Annotated in this window: 22 protein-coding genes and 2 rRNA genes; 8 read left to right on the top strand and 16 right to left on the bottom strand. The window is 54.9% G+C overall.

The window, feature by feature from the left end:
* The 3 genes from ACFQW4_RS11270 to ACFQW4_RS11280 form a co-directional block, all read left to right on the top strand.
* A 23S ribosomal RNA gene (locus ACFQW4_RS11270) occupies positions 1-76 on the top strand; the annotation flags it as partial.
* Positions 77-178: 102 nt separating this feature from the next.
* Positions 179-294 (top strand): 5S ribosomal RNA (rrf, locus tag ACFQW4_RS11275).
* A gap of 232 nt (positions 295-526) precedes the next feature.
* Complete coding sequence (locus ACFQW4_RS11280; RefSeq protein ID WP_377725399.1) at positions 527-1831, top strand: MFS family transporter; 1305 nt, start codon at positions 527-529, stop codon at positions 1829-1831.
* Here the strand turns inward: ACFQW4_RS11280 and ACFQW4_RS11285 are convergent, their stop codons facing one another.
* The 5 genes from ACFQW4_RS11285 to trxC all read right to left on the bottom strand — a co-directional run bounded on the left by ACFQW4_RS11285 (position 1832) and on the right by trxC (position 7588).
* Positions 1832-2152 carry a YfiM family lipoprotein gene (locus ACFQW4_RS11285; RefSeq protein ID WP_377725401.1) on the bottom strand — a complete coding sequence of 107 codons (321 nt, stop codon included), beginning with the start codon at positions 2150-2152 and terminating at the stop codon, positions 1832-1834.
* Positions 2153-2155: 3 nt separating this feature from the next.
* Positions 2156-3511, bottom strand: a complete 1356-nt coding sequence (gene pssA / locus ACFQW4_RS11290) for a CDP-diacylglycerol--serine O-phosphatidyltransferase (protein WP_101763429.1) — start codon at positions 3509-3511, stop codon at positions 2156-2158.
* 116 nt (positions 3512-3627) lie between these two features.
* Positions 3628-6285: a GNAT family N-acetyltransferase gene (locus ACFQW4_RS11295; RefSeq protein ID WP_377725847.1), complete on the bottom strand. Its 2658-nt coding sequence runs from the start codon at positions 6283-6285 to the stop codon at positions 3628-3630.
* Positions 6286-6372: 87 nt separating this feature from the next.
* Positions 6373-7077 (bottom strand): tRNA-uridine aminocarboxypropyltransferase, encoded by a 705-nt coding sequence (locus ACFQW4_RS11300; protein WP_110868291.1) that lies wholly within the window; start codon positions 7075-7077, stop codon positions 6373-6375.
* A 91-nt stretch (positions 7078-7168) separates the two neighbouring features.
* Entirely contained in the window at positions 7169-7588 is a 420-nt protein-coding gene (trxC, locus tag ACFQW4_RS11305; RefSeq protein ID WP_110868290.1) for a thioredoxin TrxC, read from the bottom strand.
* Positions 7589-7744: 156 nt separating this feature from the next.
* Here trxC and ACFQW4_RS11310 point away from each other — a divergent pair, with 156 nt between their 5' ends.
* Positions 7745-8857: a tRNA/rRNA methyltransferase gene (locus tag ACFQW4_RS11310; protein WP_377725404.1), complete on the top strand. Its 1113-nt coding sequence runs from the start codon at positions 7745-7747 to the stop codon at positions 8855-8857.
* A 37-nt stretch (positions 8858-8894) separates the two neighbouring features.
* Here the strand turns inward: ACFQW4_RS11310 and emrB are convergent, their stop codons facing one another.
* From emrB to ACFQW4_RS11365, 11 genes are all read right to left on the bottom strand, one after another.
* Complete coding sequence (gene emrB, locus ACFQW4_RS11315; protein WP_101763434.1) at positions 8895-10430, bottom strand: multidrug efflux MFS transporter permease subunit EmrB; 1536 nt, start codon at positions 10428-10430, stop codon at positions 8895-8897.
* A gap of 17 nt (positions 10431-10447) precedes the next feature.
* Entirely contained in the window at positions 10448-11620 is a 1173-nt protein-coding gene (gene emrA / locus ACFQW4_RS11320; RefSeq protein ID WP_110868299.1) for a multidrug efflux MFS transporter periplasmic adaptor subunit EmrA, read from the bottom strand.
* A gap of 148 nt (positions 11621-11768) precedes the next feature.
* The gene (gene mprA / locus ACFQW4_RS11325; RefSeq protein ID WP_008101638.1) at positions 11769-12299 is read right to left on the bottom strand and encodes a transcriptional repressor MprA; all 531 of its coding nucleotides are present in this window, start codon (positions 12297-12299) and stop codon (positions 11769-11771) included.
* A gap of 706 nt (positions 12300-13005) precedes the next feature.
* Entirely contained in the window at positions 13006-14001 is a 996-nt protein-coding gene (gene proX / locus ACFQW4_RS11330; RefSeq protein WP_101763435.1) for a glycine betaine/L-proline ABC transporter substrate-binding protein ProX, read from the bottom strand.
* 63 nt (positions 14002-14064) lie between these two features.
* Positions 14065-15243: a glycine betaine/L-proline ABC transporter permease ProW gene (proW, locus tag ACFQW4_RS11335; RefSeq protein WP_101763436.1), complete on the bottom strand. Its 1179-nt coding sequence runs from the start codon at positions 15241-15243 to the stop codon at positions 14065-14067.
* 2 nt (positions 15244-15245) lie between these two features.
* A complete protein-coding gene (gene proV, locus ACFQW4_RS11340) occupies positions 15246-16436 on the bottom strand; it encodes a glycine betaine/L-proline ABC transporter ATP-binding protein ProV (protein WP_377725408.1) in 1191 nt (396 codons plus the stop codon).
* Between the two features lie 482 nt (positions 16437-16918).
* Complete coding sequence (gene nrdF / locus ACFQW4_RS11345; RefSeq protein ID WP_036647504.1) at positions 16919-17878, bottom strand: class 1b ribonucleoside-diphosphate reductase subunit beta; 960 nt, start codon at positions 17876-17878, stop codon at positions 16919-16921.
* Positions 17879-17886: 8 nt separating this feature from the next.
* Positions 17887-20025: a class 1b ribonucleoside-diphosphate reductase subunit alpha gene (gene nrdE / locus ACFQW4_RS11350; protein WP_377725410.1), complete on the bottom strand. Its 2139-nt coding sequence runs from the start codon at positions 20023-20025 to the stop codon at positions 17887-17889.
* Positions 20004-20408 carry a class Ib ribonucleoside-diphosphate reductase assembly flavoprotein NrdI gene (gene nrdI, locus ACFQW4_RS11355; protein WP_061718050.1) on the bottom strand — a complete coding sequence of 135 codons (405 nt, stop codon included), beginning with the start codon at positions 20406-20408 and terminating at the stop codon, positions 20004-20006. The genes nrdE and nrdI overlap by 22 nt, the downstream gene beginning before the upstream one ends.
* 3 nt (positions 20409-20411) lie before the next feature.
* A complete protein-coding gene (nrdH, locus tag ACFQW4_RS11360) occupies positions 20412-20654 on the bottom strand; it encodes a glutaredoxin-like protein NrdH (RefSeq protein WP_101763439.1) in 243 nt (80 codons plus the stop codon).
* A 461-nt stretch (positions 20655-21115) separates the two neighbouring features.
* The gene (locus ACFQW4_RS11365; protein WP_008101623.1) at positions 21116-21436 is read right to left on the bottom strand and encodes a DUF883 family protein; all 321 of its coding nucleotides are present in this window, start codon (positions 21434-21436) and stop codon (positions 21116-21118) included.
* 150 nt (positions 21437-21586) lie between these two features.
* On the opposite strand from ACFQW4_RS11365, the gene ACFQW4_RS11370 reads away from it, so the two are divergent.
* From ACFQW4_RS11370 to ACFQW4_RS11385, 4 genes are all read left to right on the top strand, one after another.
* Complete coding sequence (locus tag ACFQW4_RS11370) at positions 21587-21925, top strand: DUF2002 family protein (protein WP_008101622.1); 339 nt, start codon at positions 21587-21589, stop codon at positions 21923-21925.
* Between the two features lie 133 nt (positions 21926-22058).
* Positions 22059-23474 carry an S-methylmethionine permease gene (mmuP, locus tag ACFQW4_RS11375; protein WP_101763440.1) on the top strand — a complete coding sequence of 472 codons (1416 nt, stop codon included), beginning with the start codon at positions 22059-22061 and terminating at the stop codon, positions 23472-23474.
* A complete protein-coding gene (gene mmuM / locus ACFQW4_RS11380; protein ID WP_377725412.1) occupies positions 23464-24399 on the top strand; it encodes a homocysteine S-methyltransferase in 936 nt (311 codons plus the stop codon). The genes mmuP and mmuM overlap by 11 nt, the downstream gene beginning before the upstream one ends.
* An 84-nt stretch (positions 24400-24483) precedes the next feature.
* Complete coding sequence (locus ACFQW4_RS11385) at positions 24484-24903, top strand: hypothetical protein (RefSeq protein ID WP_008101619.1); 420 nt, start codon at positions 24484-24486, stop codon at positions 24901-24903.
* The last annotated feature ends 74 nt before the right edge of the window (positions 24904-24977 follow it).

Raw genomic sequence — 24977 nt, forward strand, 5'->3', positions numbered from 1 at the left:
ACGTTGATAGGCCGGGTGTGTAAGCGCAGCGATGCGTTGAGCTAACCGGTACTAATGACCCGTGAGGCTTAACCTTACAACGCCAGAGGCGTTTTGGTCTGAGAGACCGGATATTTTCAGCTTGTTTACGGACTGGTCTGCGGCGCCTGAGAGGGGGCAGCGGACGAAACAGAATTTGCCTGGCGGCTTTAGCGCGGTGGTCCCACCTGACCCCATGCCGAACTCAGAAGTGAAACGCCGTAGCGCCGATGGTAGTGTGGGGCCTCCCCATGCGAGAGTAGGGAACTGCCAGGCATCAAATAGTGAAGAAGCCCCGGACGAAAGTCCGGGGCTTTTTTACATCTGCATATAGTGAATTAAAGTCGGCAGATGGCTGAATTTGCATGAAAATCAGTAATAAATTGCACTAAAAACTTCGCGGCAATCACATTTTGCAATCCAGGAACAGAGACAATTCCCGCAACCAGTTAATAGATGCTTTACTCAATCCTTTGGCGCTAATTATTCGCAAGGAAAAGAGGTAAGCATGACTGATTCACAACAACAAAAAGTGGCTCTAACTGCAACGGCAGCTGACAGTAAAAAGCGCATCTGGTCGATTGTCGGCGCATCGTCTGGCAATTTAGTCGAATGGTTCGATTTCTACGTCTACTCCTTCTTCTCACTCTATTTTGCCCATGTCTTCTTTCCAAGCGGTGATACCACCACCCAATTGCTGCAAACAGCAGGCGTCTTCGCAGCTGGTTTTCTGATGCGCCCGATCGGCGGATGGTTATTTGGCTATATTGCCGATCGTCACGGTCGCAAAGCCTCAATGCTGATCTCAGTGTGCATGATGTGTCTGGGATCATTAGTGATCGCCTGTCTACCGGGCTACGGAGAAATTGGCCTTGCCGCGCCTGTCATTCTTCTGCTGGCGCGTATGTTTCAGGGATTATCGGTTGGTGGGGAATACGGTACCAGCGCCACTTATATGAGCGAAGTAGCACTGGAAGGACGAAAAGGATTTTATGCCTCTTTCCAATATGTGACGCTCATCGGCGGCCAACTGTTAGCGGTGCTTACCGTTGTAGTCTTACAGCAAATTCTCAGCGATGAAGAACTTCGCAGCTGGGGCTGGCGTATTCCGTTCTTCCTCGGGGCGGCGCTCGCTGTGGTGGCATTGTGGTTGCGTCGTTCTCTCAACGAAACTTCAGAGAAAAAACACCGAGAACATCGTGACGCCGGCAGCATTACGGGATTACTGCGCAATCACACCCGTGCATTTCTGATGGTGCTGGGCTTTACCGCAGGCGGTTCGCTAAGCTTCTATACCTTCACCACCTACATGCAAAAATATCTGGTAAATACTGCCGGGATGGATGCGCGCAGTGCCAGTGGATTAATGACCGGTTGCTTATTGGTATTCATGTTGACTCAGCCGATAGTTGGCGCGCTGTCAGACAAGATTGGTCGTCGTGCCTCAATGATGATTTTTGGTGCCGGGGCAGCTATCTGTACGGTACCTATTCTGCTATTGCTGCAAAATGTGCAAAGCAGTTGGCTGGCATTTGCCTTGATCATGCTGGCGCTAATCATCACCAGTTTCTACACCGCTATCAGTGGCATTTTGAAAGCAGAGATGTTCCCGCCGGAAGTCCGCGCGCTGGGCGTTGGGCTTTCCTATGCGGTGGCGAATGCTATTTTTGGTGGTTCAGCAGAGTACGTAGCCTTACTGCTGAAAAGGGAAGGTATTGAAACCAGCTTCTTCTGGTATGTTTCGGCAATGGGCGCTTTAGCATTTCTGGTATCGCTGATGCTGCATCGCAAAGGGAAGGGGATTGCGCTGTAGTTACTGACTGAGATTCCACAGTGCGATACCGCTGGCGGCGCCGGCGACATCCCAGCTAAGATCTTTCCAACTCCAGCCGCTCCCCGCTGAGCGGCTGTCATATAACTCTTTCCCCACACCGAAACTCAACGAAAACAGAAAGCCGAAACGCAAATTCTGCCCGCGGCTGTGATTTTGATGCTGAGAAATCACACTACCTGCGGCTGCCAGCACAGCAGAAGAGAAGTAGTGTTGCGCTTTGTCTTTGCCGGTCCAGTTATCCTGGGCGACATGCGCACATCCACTACACAGCAAAACCACGCAGAGGATAGGCGCACGCATCGGCTAAAGCAGACGGCTAATCAAGCGATCGATGCGAATACGGCGCAGGCGACGAATCAGCTTGCGCACCTTTGCCGGATAATCGGAGATACTTTCCAGCTCGCGATAATGCTGCACCACGGAAGTATGCTCACGAATCAGCGCCAGCTCTTTTTCACGCTGCTCGGCCAATTGATTGAGAGGATCGTGAATCAGCACCGCATTTTCCAGATCCAGTCGCCACGCGCGTGGATTGAGGTTATTACCGGTGATCATCATCCATTCGTCATCCACCCAAATGCCTTTCAGGTGATAACTGTTTTCGCCATCTTTCCACAAGCGTACCGTCAGCTGACCATTATTGACGTAATACTGCAAACGGCTCAGGAAGCGACGCAGGTTAATCTCATATAGATAAGGCAGCGCCCCGATAATCTTGAACGGCTGTTCTGGCGGGATGTAGAAGTCATTGGCCGTTTTGTCGCCAATGATGATTTCAACTTCTTTACCCTGACGCAGTAAATGAATCAGGTTACGCACCAGAATGGCCGGCAGGTTAAAATAGGGCGTACACAGCGTCAGCTTGCGCTCAGCGCAGGGCATCAAATGGAAAATGGTTTTGTTCAGCAGGCTACGTTTGCCCAAGCCAACCAACGGCGTGACGGCAAGGCAATCATTATCTGCATTGCCGGTAAACTGATAGTTAAAGCTGCGCAGCTCCTGACGGAACTGACGTGTTTCGTTTTTGATTTCCGGGCTGGAAGGGCGCTCAGTTTTATCGAGCCGGTTAACCGCATCGGAATCCTTGAGATTTTCGCAGATCCACGCATACATGGTATCGGTAAGCTGTGGATTGCGGATCAGCTGATAACGGTCATAACGATATTTATCATGCTGATGCAAATAGACATCGTTCAGGCTCGCGCCGCTGTAGAGCAGCGTATCATCAATGATAAACCCTTTCAGATGCAGCACACCGAGCGCTTCGCGGGTGTTAACCGGAATGCCGTAAACTGGAATAGCGATATCCGGGTGCTGAGTCGCCATTTCGCAATACCAGTCAGCGTTGGTCACGCCGCGAGCAGCGCCAATACGACCACGCTGCGCACGATGCCAGTCAACCAGAATACAGACATCCAGCTCCGGACGTGCCTGACGCGCTGCGTACAGCGCCTGCATTATTCCCCGACCGCCGTCATCATTCTCCAGATACAGCGCGGTGATACAGATACGCTTTTCTGCTGCGGCAATTTTCGTCAGCAGGGTTTCGCGAAACTCGGCAGGCGAGTAAAGCGTCGTCAGATCCGACACGGATTGTGACAGTTTAGGCAGCTGTGCGAGGTGTTGTTGGTGTTTATTACGTTTAAATTTAGACAACATCACAGTGCACTTCTTCTCTGTTCATTGCATGGCCTTTTGCCATCAAATCATGATCCTAACGGTAAATAATACCATCAACCGGCCTGTAGAGGAGGAATTTTACCTTTCTGTACAGGTTAGCTGATGACATCACCGAGCGGCAAATTCAGGCTGACAATGCCATCATCCAGTTGAATATTCACGCGAAAATTGAGCTTTCGCGCCAGCGTGATCATGCCGCTATTGTTTGGCATGGTGATACCGTTCAATTGTTGCAGGCCATGATCGCGCGTATAGCGAATCATCTTCTCCAGTAAGCGCCTGCCCATGCCCAAGCCTTTCAGGTCAGACCGCACCAGCACGGAGAATTCAGCATCGATATTATCGGCATCGGAGATCGCACGTGTTACGCCAATGATCTCGTCGACGCCGTTGTGCTGCCGTATAGCGACAATCGCCATTTCGCGGTCGTAATCAATTTGCGTCATATTCGCCAAATCTTCATGAGTGAATTCATTGATTTCACTGAAGTAACGATAGTAGAGATCTTCTTTCGTTACCTGGGCGATAAAGGCGCGCAGCTGCGGTTCATCTTCCGGCAGGATCGGGCGGAACAGGCAATATTGCCCATTTTTCAGCTGCACCTGCTCTTCAAGATGATGCGGGTAAGGACGAATCGCCAGCCGTGTTTCGTTATCACCATTGAAAGGCGCCAGCTGCAGCGTGACATCCAGCAGCGTGAATTCGTCAGCTGATGCCAGCAGCGGATGAATATCCAGGCGCTGAATCTCCGGACAATCGACCACCAGGTTTGAAACCTGCACTAACAGCTGGCTAAGCCCGGTGATATCCAGTGGTCGCAACGCACTACGGCTGCGAACTTTGCCGCTTTTCATCGCCTGAATCACCAGATAGCGCGCCAGCGTCATATTCAGCGGCGGCAAAGCCACGGCGGCTTGCTTGTCGGGCTGCCACTCCACGCCGCCTTCGCCCAGCAGGATGATAGGACCAAACAGCGGATCCTGTTCGACCACCACACGCAACTCCTGCGCTCCGGCGCGATTCGCCATACTCTGCACCAGCAAACCATCAATATGCGCCTGTGGATGGGTTTCACGCACGCGATCAAAAATGGCTTCAGCCGCTTGTTCCACCTCTGCGGCGCTGCGCAGATACAGCATTACGCCTTGTACCTCCGACTTATGCGGAATATCCGGCGAACGCAGCTTGAGCGCGACCGGATAGCCAATCTGATCGGCGATGCTGGCAGCCGCGGCGCTGTCGCTGGCAATCCAGGTGGGCAGCGTCGCCAGGCCATAAGCTTGCAACACCGGCTGCACTTCGTGGGTGTCCAGCGTGGTGATGCCTTTATTAAGCGCTTGCTGAATCAGCTGATGCGCCTGCGCGCTGTTCTGCGTCAAACCAATCGGCAGCGCGGGCGTCTCACGCAGTTGCTTCTGGTTGCGGCGATATTCCACCTGATGCATGAAAGCGGTAACGGTACCTTCCGGTGTGCGCCAGGTGGGAATACCAGCCTGAGTAAACGCGCGTCGTGCGCTCTGCGAAGAGTATTCGCCGCACCAGTTCGTCAGTAAAGTGACTTGCTTGCCACGCGGATGTTTGGCAACCGCAGCGATAATCTGCTCGGCGGTTTCGCTCGAGGGTGAAACGGCGCTTGGCGCATGAATGATCATCAGTGCATCAAGTTCATGGCTATCCAGCAGCCGTTCAATGCAGGCGACATAGCGCGCTGGTGTCGCGTCATCTTTCAAATCCAGCGGATTGCCGCGGCCAACGCCTTCTGGCAGCAGGGTGGCCAGCGCCTGCAAGGTTTCGTCACTTAGCGTCGCCAGCTTACCGTTGCGCGCATACAGTTCATCCAGGGCCAGCGCCGCCGGGGCCGCGCCGTTGCTGATGATCATCAGTCGATCGCCGCGTAATGGACGCATATGGCTCAGCGACTCAACCGCCGTAAACAGTTCATGCGTATCCTGTACGCGCAGTAAACCGGCGCGCTGAATCGCCGCATCCCAGGCAGCGTCCAGTCCGCTGTGAGTACCGATCATCGCCTGCGCCTGATGGCTGCGACCACTTTTTATCACCAGAATCGGTTTATTACGCGAGGCGCTGCGCGAAGCGGAAACAAAGCGACGCGCATCGCTGAGGTGTTCGAGGTAGAGCAGAATGGCGCTGGTTTTACCGTCGCGCGCGAGGAAATCCAGCAGATCATCAACGTCGATATCCAGGCTATCACCCAAGGCGATAAACCATGAGAAACCGAGGTTACGCTGCTGCGCCCAGTCGAGAATGGTGTTAGAGACCGCAGCAGATTGCGAAATAAAAGCAATGCGGCCTTTAGCAATCGGCACCGGCGAGAAGCTGGCATTCAACCCTTGCCACGGCGCCAGCAAACCTAAGCTGTTGGGCCCAAGCAGGCGAATTTGCCACTGACTGGCGCAGGCTTTCAGCTCTTCCAACTGGCTGGATGGCGCCGAAAGAATAATACAGGCCTTACAACCTTTTTCGCCCAGTTGTTGCAGCAGTTCGAGATTACGTTTGGCGTGGGTACAGATGATGGCGAGATCGGGCGCGAAGGGCAGGCTGTCGATATCCGGCCATGCCAGCACGCCGCTCACCGCTTTATACTTCGGCGTCACCGGCAATACCGGACCGCTAAATCCACCGGCCAGCAGGTTACGCATCATAAAGTAGCCGGCGCGCCCCGGTGTAATTGACGCACCGATTACCGCGATTGATTTAGGTCGTAACAGCGCTTCCAGTCCGCGTTGGCTCATCATCCGCTCCTGCTATCAAGATTGGCATGATTGTAAACGCTTTTTAGCGCGCGTGCCGATTCACCGATCGCAGGCTGAGAGCCAGCTTCAGATTCCGCTACTCAATGCTTCTTCCAGAGCATGAATCGGATGATGCGGTTTCCCCGCCAGATAAGCATGACGGAAGCGGGCGAAATAGTGCTGCAATTCTGCGGCGGCGGCGAGATCCCCGGCCTGTTCCAGCAGCGCGGCAGCAACTTCGGCGGTGCAGTGCTGGCCTTCGCCGTGGGCCTCGCGCAGCGTGTAGCGCGAGGGCGCAGACACGTTGAGCGACATCACCGGCAACGCATCCAGCCACGGACTTTTGCGGAACATCTTGCGCGCTTCCGTCCAGGTGCCGTCGAGCATAATAAACAGCGGCGGTTTGCCGGTGAGCGGCGGGCTGGTGAGCACTTCGCGATCGGCATCTGCGTAAGACGCCGGGAAAACCACCAGCGGCTGATAATGCGCGTTCTTCACCGCCGCCAGCAGCGCGGCATCCGGCTCGGTGCGTGACCAGCCAAACGCCTCGGTGTCCGGCAGCACATCGGCAATTAACCTTCCGGTATTGCTCGGCTTCATCGGCTCGGTATCGAACATCACCAGACAGAAGCGACTGCGCGCTTGCTGAGGCTGGATGGTGGCGCACAGACAGTTTTTCTGCGGCAGCAGGCAGCGTTGGCAACGAATGACACGATTACCGCGCGCAAGAAACGGGCGCGTGGCGCGCGCTAAACGTTGCGCACGTAAGCGCAGAACGGCATTTTCAAACATAAATTCGCAGGCAGGAGAAAAAACGCCAGTGTAATGGAATTAGCCGGGAAAGGTAATAAGGAAGGCCAGCACGCGGCTGGCCATCAGCGGTTTACAGCGATTCGTCGAGCCACTCGTTGAAGGGCGCTTTCGGCATTGCGCCGTTCAGCATGTCGACCATCTCGCCGTTCTTGAACAGCATAATAGTAGGAATGCTGCGAATGCGGAAACGCGAACTAAGCGCGGGTTCGGCTTCGGTATTTACTTTCACGAAGCGCACCTTGCCGCGCCGCTCGTCGGCGACATCTTTAAACACCGGTGCGAAGTTAACGCACGGGCCGCACCACGGCGCCCAGAAGTCGATCACCACCGGCAGATCGTCTTGCAGATACTTATCCAGCGTGGCTGCGGTCGCGTTGGCGACTTCACCGTTGAATAGCTCGCCGCCGCAACGACCACATTTTGCTCCATCAGCCATGCGCGACTCGGGCACGCGGTTGGTTGCCTGACAGGAGGCACAAACTGTATTCATATTTACCTCAACCCGGACCTGTAAATCTGATGATTGCCGGACATTATGAAAAGGTTGAGTGCTATGCTCAATCTGGATTGCCCAATAGGTTCAATAGTTGATAGCTAAGCACCGACACATCAGGTAATCTTCGCGCTCTCAATGCTGGAGGAACAGATGAACGACGAATTTAAAGGCAAAAGCGGCAAGGTAAAAGTGATGTACGTACGTGATGAGGAGAGTGGTCAAAAGCCGAATTCCCGTACCGGCAAAGGCGGCCGTCCTGCTGCGCGCCAGGAAGATAATCGTCGTTCTGGTCCTCGCAGCGGTGCAAGTAATAATGAAGAAGGTGGCCGTAGCGGCGCACGCAGCCCGGCACCGCGCGGTGCGAGTAATACCGAACGCGGTCGCAGCTTTGGTCGTCGTGACGATCGTGGTGACGACAACCGCAGCTTCGGTGATTCGCCGTGGCGCACCGTTTCTCGTCCGCCGGTCGCGGATGATAGTCAACTGGATGATGCCGCGAACAAGCCGGTCATCGATCCCGAGCAGATTCGCCGTCAGCGTCAGGAAGAGACGCGCGTCTACGGTGAAAATGCCTGTCAGGCGCTGTTCCTGAGCCGTCCGGAAAGCATCGTGCGCGCCTGGTTTATTCAGAGCGTAACACCGCGTTTCCGTGAAACCCTGCGCTGGCTGGCGGCCAACCGCAAAGCCTATCATGTGGTTGAAGATGCTGAGCTGACCAAAGCTTCAGGTACTGAACACCACGGTGGCGTGTGCTTCATCATCAAAAAACGTATGGGCATGCCGGTTACCGAGTGGCTGACCAAGGCCCCCACCAAAGATTGCGTGCTGGCGCTGGAAGATGTCAGCAACCCGCACAACCTTGGCGGCATTATGCGTAGCTGCGCGCACTTCGGTGTGAAAGGTTTGCTGGTGAATGATGCCTCGCTGCTGGAGTCAGGTGCGGCAGTACGTACCGCCGAAGGTGGCGCTGAACACGTACAGGCAATCAGCGGCGAAAGCTTTGCCGATGGCCTGGAAGCGTTCCGTAAAGCGGGTTACACCATCGTTACCACCTCAAGCCACGAAGGCACACCGCTGGCGAAAGCTGAGCTGCCTGCCAAAATGGTGCTGGTGTTGGGTCAGGAGAGCGAAGGTCTGTCAGACAGCGCTTTCCAGCAGGGCGATCTCAGCCTGTCGATTGGTGGCACCGGCAACGTTGAAAGCCTCAACGTGTCAGTGGCGACCGGTATTCTGCTCGCCGAATGGTGGCGTCAGAACGCATAAAAAAACGGGCCGCAAGGCCCGTTTTTGTTTGTCTCGCTTAGTGAGCACCACCGCCGCCACTGCCCGCACCAAATGGTGGACGCGCAAACCACACCAGCACCAGCAAGATCAAGAACACGCCCGCCGATGCCCAGAAGATCTCATTCGCCGAAATAATCAGACCCTGATTGGTAATTTGTTGCGCGATATATGCCGAGGCCTGCTGCTGGGTCATGCCCATGCTTTGCAACTGGTCATACATCTGCTGTGAATTGACGTTGTACGGATTCACCGACTCCGACAGATAGCTATGATGCATCGATTCACGGTTACTCCACATGGTGGTAGTAATTGAGGTACCGATGGAACCCGCCAGCGTACGCACGAAGTTCGACAGGCTTGATGCCGCCGCCATACGTTCTGGCGGTAAGCCTGACAGCGTAATGGTGGTGAGCGGCATAAAGAAGCACGCCACCGCAAAGCCCTGAATAAACTGCGGCCACGCTGATGCACCAAAATCCATTCCCGGCTCAAACGTGTAGGCGCGCCAGTAGAAACAGACGGCATACATGATGAAGCTGAAGGTCACCAGCTTACGCATATCCAGCTTGTGGGCGAAGCGGCCAATGATCGGCGACAGGATCACCGGCAGAATCCCCACCGGTGCCGACGCTAATCCGGCCCAGGTGGCGGTGTAGCCATATACCTCCTGTAACAGCTGCGGCAGCAACACTATCGAGCCGAAGTAAAGCATATAGGCCAGGCTGATCGACAAACAGCCGATGGTGAAGTTGCGCATCTTGAACAACGACAAATCGACTATCGGATGGTCGTCGGTGAGCTCCCACACCAGCAACACCAGCAGCGCCACCACGGCGACCACCATCAGCACAATGATCTCGGTTGAGCTAAACCAGTCGAGCTCTTTTCCGCGATCCAGCATCACCTGCAGCGAGCCAATGCCCACCACCAGCAGTACCAACCCCACCATATCGATCCGGCGGATTTCGGTTTTGGTTTCACGTCCACGCAGCGTTTGCAGCGTCAGTAACACCACCACCAAACCAATCGGCACGTTGATGAAGAAGATCCAGCCCCAGTGATAGTTATCGCTGATCCAGCCGCCGAGAATCGGACCGCAGATCGGTGCCACAATCACCGTCATCGCCCACAGCGAAAGCGCCACGCTGCGTTTCGCTGGCGGATAGTTGTTCAGCAGCAAACTCTGCGACAGCGGAATCAGCGGACCGGCAACCACGCCCTGAATGACGCGGAAGAAGATCAGCATCTCCAGGCTTTCGGACATGCCGCAAGCCCAGGACGCCAATACAAACAGGATGGTCGACCAGGTAAACAGCTTCACTTCACCGATGCGCTTGGCCAGCCAACCGGTTATCGGAATCGAGATGGCGTTTGCCACCCCGAAAGAGGTAATCACCCAAGTGCCCTGCGAGTTCGAGGCACCGAGGTTACCGGCGATGGTCGGAATCGCCACGTTAGCGATGGTGGAGTCGAGTACCTGCATGAACGTCGCCAGCGACAGGGCGATGGTCATCAGGACTAACGGCGCACCTTCAAGCGGTTTTTGTGCCATAACAGCCTCCCGCGGCGTTAGTCAGCGTTGGCACGAACGATGTCAGTAATCAGCTGGTTAACCGGCGCGAGGTCGATTGCCAACGCATTACTTTCATACGCGGCTTGCGAACGCACGGTGCTGGCCAGCGTGGCACCCTCTTTGTTTTGGGTATCCACTTTCACCAGCGTGGAGAGGCCGATACGCAGCGGATGTTCCGCCACTTGTTTCGGATCCAGCTCGATACGCACCGGCAGACGCTGGACCACTTTGATCCAATTACCGGTGGCGTTCTGCGCAGGCAGCAGCGAGAAGGCGCTGCCGGTACCCATATCCAGACCCACCACTTTGCCGTGATACTCGACGTCATCGCCGTAGATATCACTGATCACCGTGGCCGATTGGCCGATACGGACACCTGCAAGCTGGGTCTCTTTGAAGTTTGCATCGATCCACAGATTAGTGGACGGCACCACCGCCAACAGCGGGGTGGTGGTGGAGATTTGCGAGCCAACCTGTACGCTGCGACGTGAAATGAAGCCATCAATCGGGCTACGGATTTCAGTACGCTGCAGCGCCAGCCAGGCATCGCGCAGCTCAGCCGCACTCTGCTGTACCGCGGGCTGATTTTCCAGCGAGGTATTCAGAATCATCGCCTGGTTAGCGTTGTATTGCTGCACTGCCACATCCAGCTGCGCTTTGGCTGTCGCTACGGCATCACGCGAGTGTTGCAGCTCTTCGCGGCCAATCAGATTAGACGCGCCCAGCGGCTCGCGGCGTTTCAGGTCAGCTTCGGCCTGTTCCAGCGCAGTTTGCTGCAGTTTGATGGTAGCTTGATACTGCTTGCCATTGATCATCAGCTGGTGGGTTTGACGCACGCTGGTAGCTAGCGCGGTCTGCGCTTTTTCAAACGCCTGCTCGGCATCAGTTTTATCCAGCGACACCAGGACGTCGCCTTTCTTCACCACGTCGGTGTTATCAAACCACACTTTGTTTACGCTGCCAGAAACCTGCGCCATCACCTGCACCTGGTTGCCCGCCACGTACGCATCATCGGTTTCCTGGAAGTGACGCAGCACCAAATACCAGTAAGCCAGATACGAAACACCAATAATTACAAACACGATAGCCAGCAGGATCAGCACACCTTTGCGCTTCTTCTTTTTATTCGCTGGCTGTTGCGGGCTTTGAGCTTCCGCTGTCGCACTCATGTCGTTCTCCACGTTTTCCATTTAGTCGGGATGTGCCGATCCTTCAACACGGTTGCCCGAGTCAAAAAAGCCAGCACTTAAGCGCTGGCCGGACAAAAGGGGATTAAAATAGCGATTTCGGAAGGTGATTGTGTCGCACTTCTTGCTATTAGCGCGACAGGGAAGCGATAACCTGATCTTCGTCCATTTTATCGAGACGGTTAAGTAACTTACGGGTAATCGATTCCAGCTGATCCTGCTCGTTAGTAGAGAGCGAAGACCACAGGTATTGCAGGCTCTGATGCTGCGGTGGCAGCAGCTGGCGCAGGAATTCATTGCCTTTTTCGGTCAAATGCAGATGCAGGCAGCGACGGTCGTTCTCGCTTTCACGACGTTCGATCCAGCCGCGCTTCTCCAACTCATCAGCGATACGCGTGGCATTGGTGCGTGAAGAGCCGAGGGCAGAACTCAGTTCTGAAGGCTGAATGCTCTGATTTTCCTGTGCATCAAGGGTAATCAGCGCCATGAATAAGGTCTCGTTAATTCCCTGCGCCTTCAACATTTTGTTGCGATTATCCAGCAGTTTACCCTGCATGTGCATGCACAAGCGGGTCAAAATGATCTCCTGCAGCGGAAAATCTTTATGGCGGTTAGCACGGATGTTAAGCATCTGTTCAATGGGAGTAAACGAACTTTCCATTTTAAAAAAACCTCTTAGTTGCAACTGGTATAGTAATGATGGTGACAGATTAAGCGTAGTCACAATTTCCGCAGGTGATTGTTAGCACGATCACATAGTCAACATCTGACATTCCAGGTTGTTCCTTAACCCTGGGCATTTTGCCCTGACATCCCACCTGAACATACAGGCAGCCGATGCCATCAATTCATCTCGGGAAACCTTTTTACAGATAAATAATTTCGCGAGAAAAAATAACTCTGGTGAATAACTGCGCTGCTAACCATAACAAACCCAATCATTAATGAATAGTATTGCTCAGCGGTTTAGAACCATCTTTACGATTTCTAAACACTTTTCGCGCGCCGCTTATCCACGTAAATCAAGGTGTTGATTAACATGCTCTTAACAAGCCCGCGCGAATGCGACACCAGCCTAAGTGATGGAATTTGATCGCTAAACGGGAAGCAGTCATTGCGTGCGGATAAGAGAGATAATCATTTGTAGGTAATAGTAACCGAAAAAATTATTTCAATGGTGTGTTAATTAACAGGACGTACCAGTGCGCTATAGCGCACGCTTCGCTTATCGGGGGAAAGGAAAAGGGGGAGGCAGCCATTTGCCGTAGCGGCGCAATTTATTGCGCTGAGTTCCTGAAGTGGAATTATTCCATGAAAAACGGCGCGATAAATCGCGCCGCTACAATACTAACGCTAATGTAAATGTGTTACTTCGCTGCCGCCAGTGCGTCCTGAATCCACTTATCGAATTCCGCCTGGTGACCTTTGATCCAGCCATCAACGTGGCCATTGATATCGGCTTCAGAAGCATGGCCCGCATGCATCGCCGCATTCTCGGCGTTGATGTCACCAATCGGCAGCTTCATCTCAGCAAACAGCTTTGCCGCGGCCGGATTTTTCTCGGTCCAGGCTTTGTTGGCGACGATATGCATGGTGTTCACCGGGAAACCGTAGTTAGCCCCGTTCGCCAGCTTAGTATCGACTTTGCTCTGCTCGCCCGGCAGTGAAGAGAACGGCACCTGCAGCCATACCACATCTTTACCCGGCTTCAGCACGTCGCTGACCCAATACGGCGTCCAGGTGTAATAGAACACCGGTTTGCCCTGTTTAAAGCGCGTGATGGTATCGGCGATCATCGCCGAGTAGTTGCCCTGATTGTGCTCCACGGTGTTGCTCAGCTTGTAGGCATCAATCTGGTGATTAATCACCGCTTCACAGCCCCAGCCTGGCGTACAGCCGGTCAAATCCGCTTTGCCATCACCATTGGTATCAAACAGTTTGGCGATCTTGGGATCTTTCAGCTGTTCAATATTGGTGATGTGATACTGCTCGGCGGTTTTCTTATCGATCAGGTAACCCTGAGCCGCGCCACCGACGTAAGTGCCCTGGCGATAAAACTTCGCATCGCCGCCCGCGGCTTTATACATATCGTCGTGCAGCGGTTGCCAGTTGGTGGCAATAAAGGTGGCATCACCGGCTGCGATGGTGGTGTACGCCACGTTGTAATCAATCTCGCTTGGCTTCTCAACGGTATAGCCGAGTTTCTCCAGCGCGCGGCTTACCAGCAGCGTCTGGAAGGTCTCTTCAGAGATGGTACTCTGCGTCGGTTTAACGGTGATGCCTTTACCGGGCAGGTCGGCGGCGGACACGTGCGTCGCGGCGAACGTCGTCAGGACGGCGGCGATGAGAGCTGTCTTGCGCATAGTCATTCCTTATTTTACGTGTTACGTCGAAGACGGGCGGCCGCAGCGGACCGCCCATTGAAATCAGGCTTTTTTACTGAAAGGGCGCATCAGCAGACCGAGCGGGCCAGTGCTGTACCAGTGACGGCTGCCACGGCTGCGGCTGTCGCGGCCCATCGACTGCGTCAAGCGATCGAGGATAATGGCGAGGATCACGATGCCCACGCCGCCGACGGTGGCGAGGCCCATATCCAGGCGACCAATGCCGCGCAGCACCATCTGACCGAGACCGCCAACCGCGATCATCGAGGCGATCACCACCATCGACAGCGCCAGCATCAGCGTCTGGTTTACGCCAGCCATGATGGTCGGCATCGCCAGCGGCAGCTGCACTTTGAACAGCATCTGACGCGGGCTGGCACCGAAGGATTCACTCGCTTCAATCAGGTCGGCTGGTACCTGCTTAATCCCAAGAATGGTGAGGCGCACAATCGGCGGCAGCGCAAAGATAATGGTCACCACTACGCCCGGCACGTTGCCGATACCAAACAGCATGACGATGGGCACCAGATAGACGAAGGCTGGCGTGGTCTGCATTGCATCCAGCAGCGGACGAATAATGCGCGCGGCACGTTCACTGCGCGCCAGCCAGATGCCGAGCGGCAAGCCGATGATGATGCAGAACAGCAGGGCGGTTAGCACCAGCGCCAGCGTCACCATCGCCTGCGACCAGGCACCAATCGCGCCAATGGCAATCAGCGAGACCAGCGTAGCAATCCCCATCGCCGGGCTGGCGATCTGCCAGGCGATCAGTGCGAACACCACAATCGCTACCGGCGCGGGCATGCCGAGCAGTAACTGCTGGAACGCGCTGAGGATGTAATCCACCGGCACGCGAATGCCCTGAAACACCGGACGGAAATGGCTGACCACCCAATCGATGCCTTCAGTCACCCAGCTATCAAGCGGAATCCAGGTTTTATGGAACGGGTCCATGAGGTTGAAATGTTCCGGCGCGGGAGCGGGTGCGCTGCTCAGCCAGTCGCTGCTGCTGGCAGCATTGCTGGCGGCATCGTGGCCACCGCTGCTGGCGGCGGAGGGATCGCCCCATGCATCGGCGCTGCCGGAGCTGCTATCTGCAGGCGCGGCACCGCCGCTCGCCCAGGGATCGCTGCTGCTGGCGGCGGGGCTGGTATCAGTGGTGGCAGGTTGCTGGGTGGTTTGGCTGGCGCTTTCCCACGGATTCGCTGTTTGTTCGCTCATGATTAGGCTCCTTCACGGTCTAAAGCACGCAACAGCATGCTTTTCGAAATGATACCGACGTACTGATTCTCTTCGCTGACTACCGGCACGGCGCAGGGCGCTTGTGCCACATGCGACAGCAGATCGTTCAGGGAGGTATCGGCAGGAACCGCTAAGGGCGTGTCGAGCAGCGCGCTATCCAGCCCTTCACCGGCCGCCAGCGCGGCTTTCAATGAATCGGTGGACACCACGCCAACAAACTTCTGTTTCTCCAGCACGTAGCCATATTCGCGATCTTCATCCTGCAGCAGCTTGATGGCGGATCGCGGACCAAAACCGGCGGCTTTGCGGATCAGTGAACCCGCACTGCGACGCGCAATATCTTTGGCGCTAAACACGTGACTAATATCGACGCCGCGGAAGAAGGTGCGCACATAATCATTGGCAGGATTATTGAGGATTTCATCCGGCGTGCCGACCTGTACCACTTCGCCGCCCTGCATAATGGCAATGCGGTCGCCAATACGCATCGCTTCATCGAGGTCGTGAGAAATAAATACAATGGTACGCTGATGTTTGGCCTGCAGTTTTACCAGTTCATCCTGCATTTCGGTACGAATCAACGGATCAAGTGCTGAGAAAGCTTCATCCATTAATAAAATATCAGGATTAATCGCCAATGCGCGGGCTAATCCAACGCGTTGACGCATGCCGCCAGAAAGTTCATCGGGATAAGAGTGGGCGTAATTATCCAGGCCAACCTGACGCAATGCTTCCAGCGCTTTTTCCTGACGTTCGGCTAAGGGAATGCCGGCTAATTCCATGCCAAAAGCGGCATTATTTAGCACAGTCATGTGTGGCATCAGCGCGAAGGATTGAAATACCATACTGATCTTATTTCTGCGGACTTCACGCAGTTCTGATTCCGATATTTTGGCAATATCGACACCGTCTATGATTACCTGGCCGCGAGTGGGCTCGATCAGACGATTGAGAAGGCGAACCATGGTGGACTTACCTGAACCTGAAAGCCCCATGATGACGAAGATCTCGCCTTCTTCAATGGCCAGACTGGCATTTTTGACGCCAACAGAGAGGCCGGTTTTTGCCAGAATACTCTCTTTGTTTTCGCCTTTATCGATCAGCTTAAATGCCTTTTCGGGATTATCCCCAAATACCTTATATAAATTCTTTACTTCGAGTTTAATTGCCATGCAGTAATTAATTTCCCGGTTAAATGTTTAACTATTTCTTGTTGTGGTCCTGAGTAAAATTAAGCGCCCTATACCCTAACATAGTGAAATTATCTGACAACCCTGAAGGGCGATATTCGGCGGCGCGCGCAGCAGTCAATCGCTAAAATCGCCAGTGCTCACAAGGGATGCGCGCGGATTAATTTTTTGCATTTGAGAAGTGAATTTATGTGCGTTTCAGACTGTTTCTGGTGCAGAGCGGCCGAAAATCAATCCAAAAAGAAGAAATATAAGTGAAATAAATGGGTGAGAAGAGCGGAAATAAGATTGGTTTAAAAATTAATTATCACTGAATCAATACGCTAAATAATTCGCGTCACAGCAAGGCGACAAGCCCACTCGACCCAGCAGCATAGTGAACTATGGGACTGGGAAGAGTGGGCGCAGTCAACGCTGCTGTGCCAAAAGTAGGTGCCTCCAGGCAACGCGAACTATGACGCGTATTAAAAATTCCAGTCTTCGTCTTCGGTTTCCACGGCTTTCCCCATTACATAAGAGGAGCCTGAACCTGAGAAGAAGTCGTGGTTTTCATCGGCGTTGGGCGACAGCGCGGACAAAATCGCCGGGTTCACGGCGGTCAGTTCGGCCGGGAACAGCGCTTCGTAGCCGAGGTTCATTAGCGCTTTATTGGCGTTGTAGTGCAGGAAGGTTTTCACCTCTTCCGCCCAACCGACTTCACCGTACAAGGCTTCGGTATACACCACTTCGTTTTCGTACAGCGCCAGCAGCAAATCAATCGCGAACTGCTGCAGCTCTTCGCGGCGGCCAGCATCGACGTTTTCCAGCGCCTTTTGGTACTTATAGCCGATGTAGTAACCGTGTACCGCTTCGTCGCGAATGATCAGGCGAATCAGATCTGCGGTGTTGGTCAGCTTGCCACGGCTCGACCAATACATCGGCAGCCAGAAACCGGAGTAGAACAGGAACGATTCAAGGAACACGCTGGCGATTTTCTTCTTGAGCGGATCCTCGGCGCGATAGTGCTCCAGCACAATCTTCGCCTTGTTCTGCAACGCTTCATTCTCTTCACTCCAGCGGTACGCCGCATCGACATCTGCGGTGTTACACAGCGTGGAGAAAATCGAACTGTACGAACGCGCATGCACTGCTTCCATAAAGGAGACGTTCGACAGCACAGCTTCCTCGTGTGGCGTAATCGCATCTTCCATCAGGCCAGGCGCACCAATCACGTTCTGGATGGTGTCGAGCAGCGTCAATCCGGTAAACACCCGAATAGTCAGCTGCTGTTGCTGGTGGTCCAGCGACTGCCACGCTGGCAAATCGTTGGAGAGCGGCACTTTTTCCGGCAGCCAGAAATTACTGGTCAGTCGGTTCCACACTTCGAGGTCTTTTTCGTCCTGGATGCGGTTCCAGTTAATGGCTTGAATTTGCTTTAGTTGCATAGTTTTCATCACAGTGAGCAGGAGACGCAGCCCTGCACCTCGGTGCCTTGAAGCGCCATCTGGCGCAGACGGATGTAATAGAGCGTTTTGATGCCTTTTTTCCACGCGTAGATCTGCGCTTTGTTGATATCGCGCGTGGTGACGTCGTCGCGGAAGAACAGCGTCAGCGACAGGCCTTGATCGACGTGCTGCGTGGCTTCGGCGTAGGTATCAATAATCGCTTCCGGCCCAATGGAGTACGCATCCTGATAGAGGTCGAGATTGTCGTTGGTCATAAACGGCGCCGGATAGTAAACGCGGCCGGTTTTGCCCTCTTTACGGATCTCAATGCGCGACACAATCGGGTGAATGCTGGAGGTCGCATGGTTGATGTACGAGATCGAACCGGTGGGCGGAATCGCCTGCAGGTTCTGGTTGTACAGCCCATGTTGCATCACTGCTGCACGCAGCGCTTGCCAGTCGGCCTGCGTTGGCAGAGTCAGTCCGGCATCGGCAAAAAGTTTTGCCACGCGCGCGGTGCGCGGCAGCCAGCGCTGTTCGACATATTTATCGAAGTAACTGCCGCTGGCGTATTTCGACTCGGCGAAACCGTCGAAACTCTTCTGATGCTCCTGCGCCAGCAGATTCGAGGTGCGCACGGCGTGATAGGTGACGCAATAGAAATAGAGATTGGTGAAATCCAGCGCCTCTTCTGAACCGTACGCCATGCCTTCGCGCGCCAGATAACCGTGCAGGTTCATCTGACCGAGGCCAATCGCGTGCGAGCGGCGATTGCCTTCCGCCACCGAAGGCACCGAATTGATCTCACTCATCTCGGAAACGGCGGTCAGTGCACGCACGGCGGTTTCCACGGTTTGCGCCAGATTGCGCGAATCCATGGCATGCGCAATGTTGAGAGAGCCGAGGTTGCAGGAGATATCTTTGCCGACGCGACGATAGCTAAGATCGTCATTGAATTCGCTGGCGCTGTTAACCTGCAAAATCTCGGAACAGAGATTACTCATGTTGATGCGCCCGGCAATCGGGTTGCTGCGGTTCACGCTGTCTTCAAACATGATGTACGGGTAGCCCGATTCAAACTGAATCTCCGCCAGCGTCTGGAAGAAATCGCGCGGCTTGATGTAGGTTTTGGTGATGCGATCGTCCGCCAGCATCTCGTCGTAATGCTCGCTGATGCTGATATCACCAAAGGCTTTGCCGTAGATGCGCTCGACATCGTACGGCGAGAACAGCGCCATATCGCGATTCTCTTTCGCCAGCTGGAAGGTGATGTCCGGGATCACCACGCCGAGCGACAGCGTTTTGATGCGGATCTTCTCGTCGGCGTTTTCACGTTTGGTATCGAGAAAGCGGAAAATATCCGGGTGATGCGCATTTAGCCACACCGCACCTGCGCCCTGACGTGCACCCAGCTGGTTAGCGTAGGAGAACGCATCTTCCAGCATCTTCATCACCGGAATTACGCCGGACGACTGGTTCTCAATGCGCTTAATCGGCGCGCCTGATTCACGCAAATTGGAGAGCAGGAACGCTACGCCGCCGCCGCGTTTCGACAGTTGCAGCGCCGAGTTCACCGCGCGACCAATCGATTCCATGTTGTCTTCGATGCGCAGCAGGAAGCAGGAGACCAGCTCGCCGCGCTGCTGCTTACCGCAGTTAAGGAAAGTTGGCGTAGCCGGCTGGAAGCGACCGCTCAGCATTTCCGCCAGCAGCTCGCGCGCTAAGGTTTCATTGCCGCGTGCCAGCGTCAGCGCCACCATGCAGGCGCGCTGTTCGAAGGTTTCCAGATAGCGTTTGCCGTCGAAGGTTTTCAACGTGTAGCTGGTGTAAAACTTCCACGCCCCGAGGAAGGTGTGAAAGACGAAACATGCCGCATCAGCTTCATCGTGCAGCTGACACAGGAAATCGAAAGTGTACTGATTCAGCACCTCGGCTTCGTAGTAGCCTTCGGCCACCAGATAGCGCAGGCGCTCGCCTGCCGAGGCAAACTGCACGGTATTGGGTTGTACATGCTGCAGGAAGAACTGGCGCGTCGCTTCGTGATCTTTACTGAACTGGATGCGGCCATCGGCGTCATACAGGTTCAGCATCGCGTTAAGCGCGTGGTAATCAGTCAGCGAGCTGTTTAGGGTGTCTGTCGTTGCCAAAATTGGGTCACTCCCGCTTTTACATTAGCGATATCGTCGGGGGTTCCCATCAGCTCAAAGCGGTAGAGATAGGGAACCTGACATTTCTGCGCAATGATGTCGCCCGCCAGGCAATAGCCTTCACCGAAGTTGCGGTTACCGGCAGCGATCACCCCGCGAATCCCGCGTCGGTTGGCATCATCATTGAGGAATTGAATCACTTGTCTCGGCACCGCACCGCGCGAACTGCCGCCGCCGTAGCTCGGCACCACTAAAATGTAGGGCTGTTCGATATGCAGGCGCTGCTTGCCGTCAACCGGAATGCGGCGGGCAGGCAGCCCAAGACGCGTGATGAATCGGTGCGTGTTTTCCGACTGGCTAGAGAAATAGACCAGTGGAAACATGGCTTATCCCCCGACGGCCGCGAGCTGGCTCAGGCTGGCAATTTTGTCGGGACGGAAGCCACTCCAGTGATCGTCTTGCGTCATCACCACTGGCACCTGGCGATAGCCGAGAGATTTGAGGTTGTCGATGGCTTCAGGTTGGGTATCAAGGTTGATCAGCTGATAGTCGATACCTTTGCGGTCCATGGCATTTTTTGTCGCATTGCACTGGACACAGTTGTCTTTGGTGTAAATAATAATGCGCATGATTCGTATTTCCCTTTGATTGCGGTCAGATTGCGAGATACGAAGCAAATTCCTGTTTGCATCGAACTTCGTCCTTGACGACATTTGGTAGTTAGTTGATGGGTTGAATACTAGATGTAGTGGGTAAAAGGGTCAAGCCCACCAGATATAGGGTTTTGTGATTATGATCTTCGGATATTCGCTAAGGCCAGAGATCATGCGCCTTCCAGGCCGGAAAAATTTTTTGTAAAGGGAATGGAGTGGGAAGGTTGGTTGGATTTTGTGCGATTTGACCCTCATCCCAGCCTTCTCCCGCAAGCGGGAGAAGGAGCCGATCCAGCATAGGTGTTACAGTTGAACGCCACCTAAACATTCCCTCTCCCGCCTGCGGGAGAGGGTTAGGGTGAGGGAAAGCGCGCACTATCTCGCGCCCACAAAAAAGCCCCGCATCAGCGAGGCTCATTGCATCAACGAACATAGGCTTATCGGCGTGAAGATACCAGCAGCGCGCCAAGCACTAAACCTATCGCCGCACCGACGCCCACGCCGTGCCACGGCTTGTCGTGGACATAGGCGTCAACCTGCGTACCCGCATCACGTGCCGCTTGCGATACGCGACTCTGTCCGCCGCTCAGTTTGGCACGCGTCTGCTTCAACAGCGCCTGCGCCTGGCTACGGGCATTATCAACTTCGTCTTTAGCTTCACTGCCATAAGATTTAAGTAACGCCTCTAGCGAATCGGCCAGTTCGTTTACATCCTGATTGATATCAATGTCATCGTTTTTTGCGCTTCGATTAAACATTTTTTAGCTCCCTTTGATTTAAAACGTAATACTTAGTGTAGACGAAGCGTGATTAAACGCAGGGATGTGCCAGGCTTTAGGGAAAATTCCGAATGCCCATGCCATCTTGCTGCTGTAAGGTTGCGGGGCTGTGAGAAGAGAGGAGCAAGCATGTATTTACGACCAGATGAGGTAGCGCGCGTACTTGAGAAAGTGGGCTTCGAAATGGATACCCAAACGCCAAAAATTTACGGTTATCGTCGCGGCGAAAACTATGTGTACGTCAATCGCGAAGCGCGTATGGGACGGACCGCCTTAATCATTCACCCGACGCTGAAAGAGAAAAGCCAGAGCTTTGCTGAACCGGCTTCAGAGATGAAAACCTGCGATCACTACACGCAATTCCCACTCTACTTAATGGGCGATTCGCAGGAGCATTACGGCATTCCGCACGGCTTCAGCTCGCGCGTTGCGCTTGAGCGTTATCTGCAAGGCGTATTTGGCGCCTGAACTTGCGCCCCGTTTCACGCGGGGCCGCAAACCCTGACTCAATCCTCTCCTTCTGCCCCGTTGCAAATCCGCACGCTGACGCGTATAACCTTGTGTCCATATAGATGTTCAGACGTCCATACGGATAAATATCATGCAAACTCAGGATACGCCTCCTCAGGAAAACTTTAAGCGCACCATGAAAGTGCGGCATCTGGTGATGCTGTCGCTGGGCGGTGTGATCGGAACCGGGCTGTTCTTCAATACCGGCTACATCATCTCAACCACCGGTGCAGCCGGCACTTTGCTGGCCTATCTGATTGGTGCGCTGGTGGTGTGGCTGGTGATGGTCTGTCTTGGCGAACTGGCCGTGGCGATGCCGGAAACCGGCGCGTTCCACGTCTATGCCGCGCGCTATCTCAGTCCGGCCACCGGTTATACCGTCGCCTGGCTTTACTGGCTCACCTGGACGGTGGCGCTGGGTTCCAGCCTGACCGCCGCCGGGTTCTGTATGCAGTATTGGTTCCCAAGCGTGCCGGTGTGGACATGGTGTCTGGTGTTCTGCATCGCTATTTATCTGCTGAATATCGTCTCAACGCGCTTCTTTGCCGAAGGTGAATTCTGGTTCTCCATCATTAAAGTGATCACCATCATCGCCTTTATCATTCTCGGTGCGGGTGCGATCTTTGGTTTTATCCCGATGAAAGACGGCAGCGCTGCGCCGGGATTACACAATCTCACCGCTTCCGGCTGGCTGCCGCACGGCACGCTGCCGATTCTGATGACCATGGTAGCGGTAAACTTCGCTTTCTCGGGCACGGAATTGATCGGCATCGCCGCCGGTGAAACCGAGCAGCCACAAAAAGCGCTGCCGCTGGCGATCCGCACCACCGTCGCACGGTTGATCATCTTCTTTATCGGCACGGTATTTGTGCTGGCGGCGCTGATCCCGATGGATCAGGCCGGGATCGTTAAAAGCCCGTTTGTGCTGGTGTTTGAAAAGATCGGCATCCCGTACGCGGCGGATATTTTCAACTTCGTGATCCTCACCGCCATTCTCTCCGCCGCCAACTCCGGCCTGTATGCTTCTGGCCGCATGTTGTGGTCGCTGGCTAATGAGAAGACGCTGCCGCGCTGTTTTGCGCGCGTCAACCGTCGTGGCATTCCGGTGCTGGCGCTGACCGTGAGCATGATTGGTGGCTTGCTGGCGCTGTTCTCCAGTGTGATTGCGCCGGACACAGTGTTTGTGGCGCTGTCGGCGATTTCCGGTTTTGCCGTGGTGGCGGTGTGGCTCAGCATCTGCGCCTCGCACTATGTGTTCCGTCGCCGCCATCTGCAGGCGGGCGGCAGCTTACAACAGCTGGCGTATCGCGCGCCGCTCTATCCGCTGACGCCGATTCTGGGCTTCCTGTTATGCCTGCTGGCGTGCGTCGGACTGGCATTCGATCCATCGCAGCGTATTGCGCTGTGGTGCGGCATTCCGTTTGTGCTGTTCTGCTATGCCGCATACCATGTCACGCAACGACGCAAGTCATCCCTTAAGGCTGAGGAGGCCAACGATGTCGCGTAATCCTATCGCGCAGGCTCTAACCCAAACTGACACGTTGATTCTGGATGGCGCGCTGGCGACCGAGCTGGAGGCGCGCGGCTGCAATCTGGCCGATGCGCTGTGGTCGGCCAAAGTGCTGATGGAAAATCCTGAGCTGATTTATCAGGTGCATCACGACTACTTTGCTGCCGGCGCGCATGTGGCGATCACCGCCAGCTACCAGGCCACGCCGCAGGGTTTTGCCGCGCGCGGCTTAGATGAAGCGCAGGCGCTGGCACTGATCACCCAGAGCGTACAGCTGGCGCAGCGCGCGCGTGATGACTATCGCGCATCTTCCGCCAGCAACGCGCCCTTGCTGGTGGCCGGTTCGGTCGGGCCGTATGGCGCTTTTCTGGCCAATGGTGCGGAGTATCGCGGTGATTACGCGCTGCCGGAAGAGGAGATGAAAGCGTTCCACCGTCCGCGCGTGAAGGCGTTGCTGGAAGCGGGTGTCGATCTGCTGGCCTGTGAGACGTTACCGTCCTTCGCCGAAGCGCAGGCGCTGGTGAGTTTACTGGCTGAATTCCCTGCCAGCAGCGCGTGGTTCTCCTTTACCCTGCGCGATGCCGAACACATCAGCGACGGCACGCCGTTGAGTAAAGTGGCTGAGCTGGTGCATGCGGCACCGCAGGTGGTGGCGGTTGGCATCAACTGCGTGGCGCTGGAGAGCGTAACGCCCGCTCTGCGCCGCTTCCATGCGCTGTGTGATAAGCCGCTGCTGGTCTATCCGAACTCCGGCGAGCAGTACGATGCCAGCAGCAAAACCTGGCACTCCGCGCCGTCGGGCTGCACGCTGCATGACAAATTCGCTGAATGGCAGCAGGCGGGCGCACGTCTGATTGGCGGCTGCTGCCGTACCACGCCGCAGGATATCGCGGCGATTGCTGCTTGTTGTCAACCGCAATAAAGCGCAGAAAATCATCAGTGATAGCGCGATTAAGCACAGAAGGGCAGTTTACACTGTCCTATCTGATGCTGAAGCGGACCTGCTATGAACCTGCGACCTCTTTTTCCTGCCTGTGCGCTGCTGCTGAGCGGCTGCGCCACCATTGTCGGCACTGAAACGCAACCGGTGAAAATCGACTCCCTGCCGCAAGGCGCGCGTTTCACCGTGCAGGATGAGACCGGACGCGCGGTGGCGCAGGGCTATACCCCGCAAACCGTCGAGCTGGCGAAATCGACCGGGAATTATTTTGGTAAGAAGCACTATCAGGTGATGCTGGAGAGTCCGGGCTATGTGCCGCTAACCTTGCCGATCGAGGCCAATGCCAATCTGTGGTATTTGCTCGGCAATATTCCGCTGTTGGGCTTCCCCGGCTGGCTGCTGGTCGATCCCTTCTACGGCGGCATGTACGATCTCAAACCAGAACATCCACAGCCGAAGCTGAACGTCGTCGGCGCGCGCGGTTAATAAGCCCGCACCGATCGTAGCGGCGCAATTTATTGCGCAATTTTACCGCGAAAAAAAACAGCGCAATTAATTGC

The sequence above is a fragment of the Pantoea sp. GCM10028869 genome (genome assembly GCF_042666835.1).
In the GTDB taxonomy this organism is placed as follows: Bacteria; Pseudomonadota; Gammaproteobacteria; order Enterobacterales; family Enterobacteriaceae; genus Pantoea; species Pantoea leporis.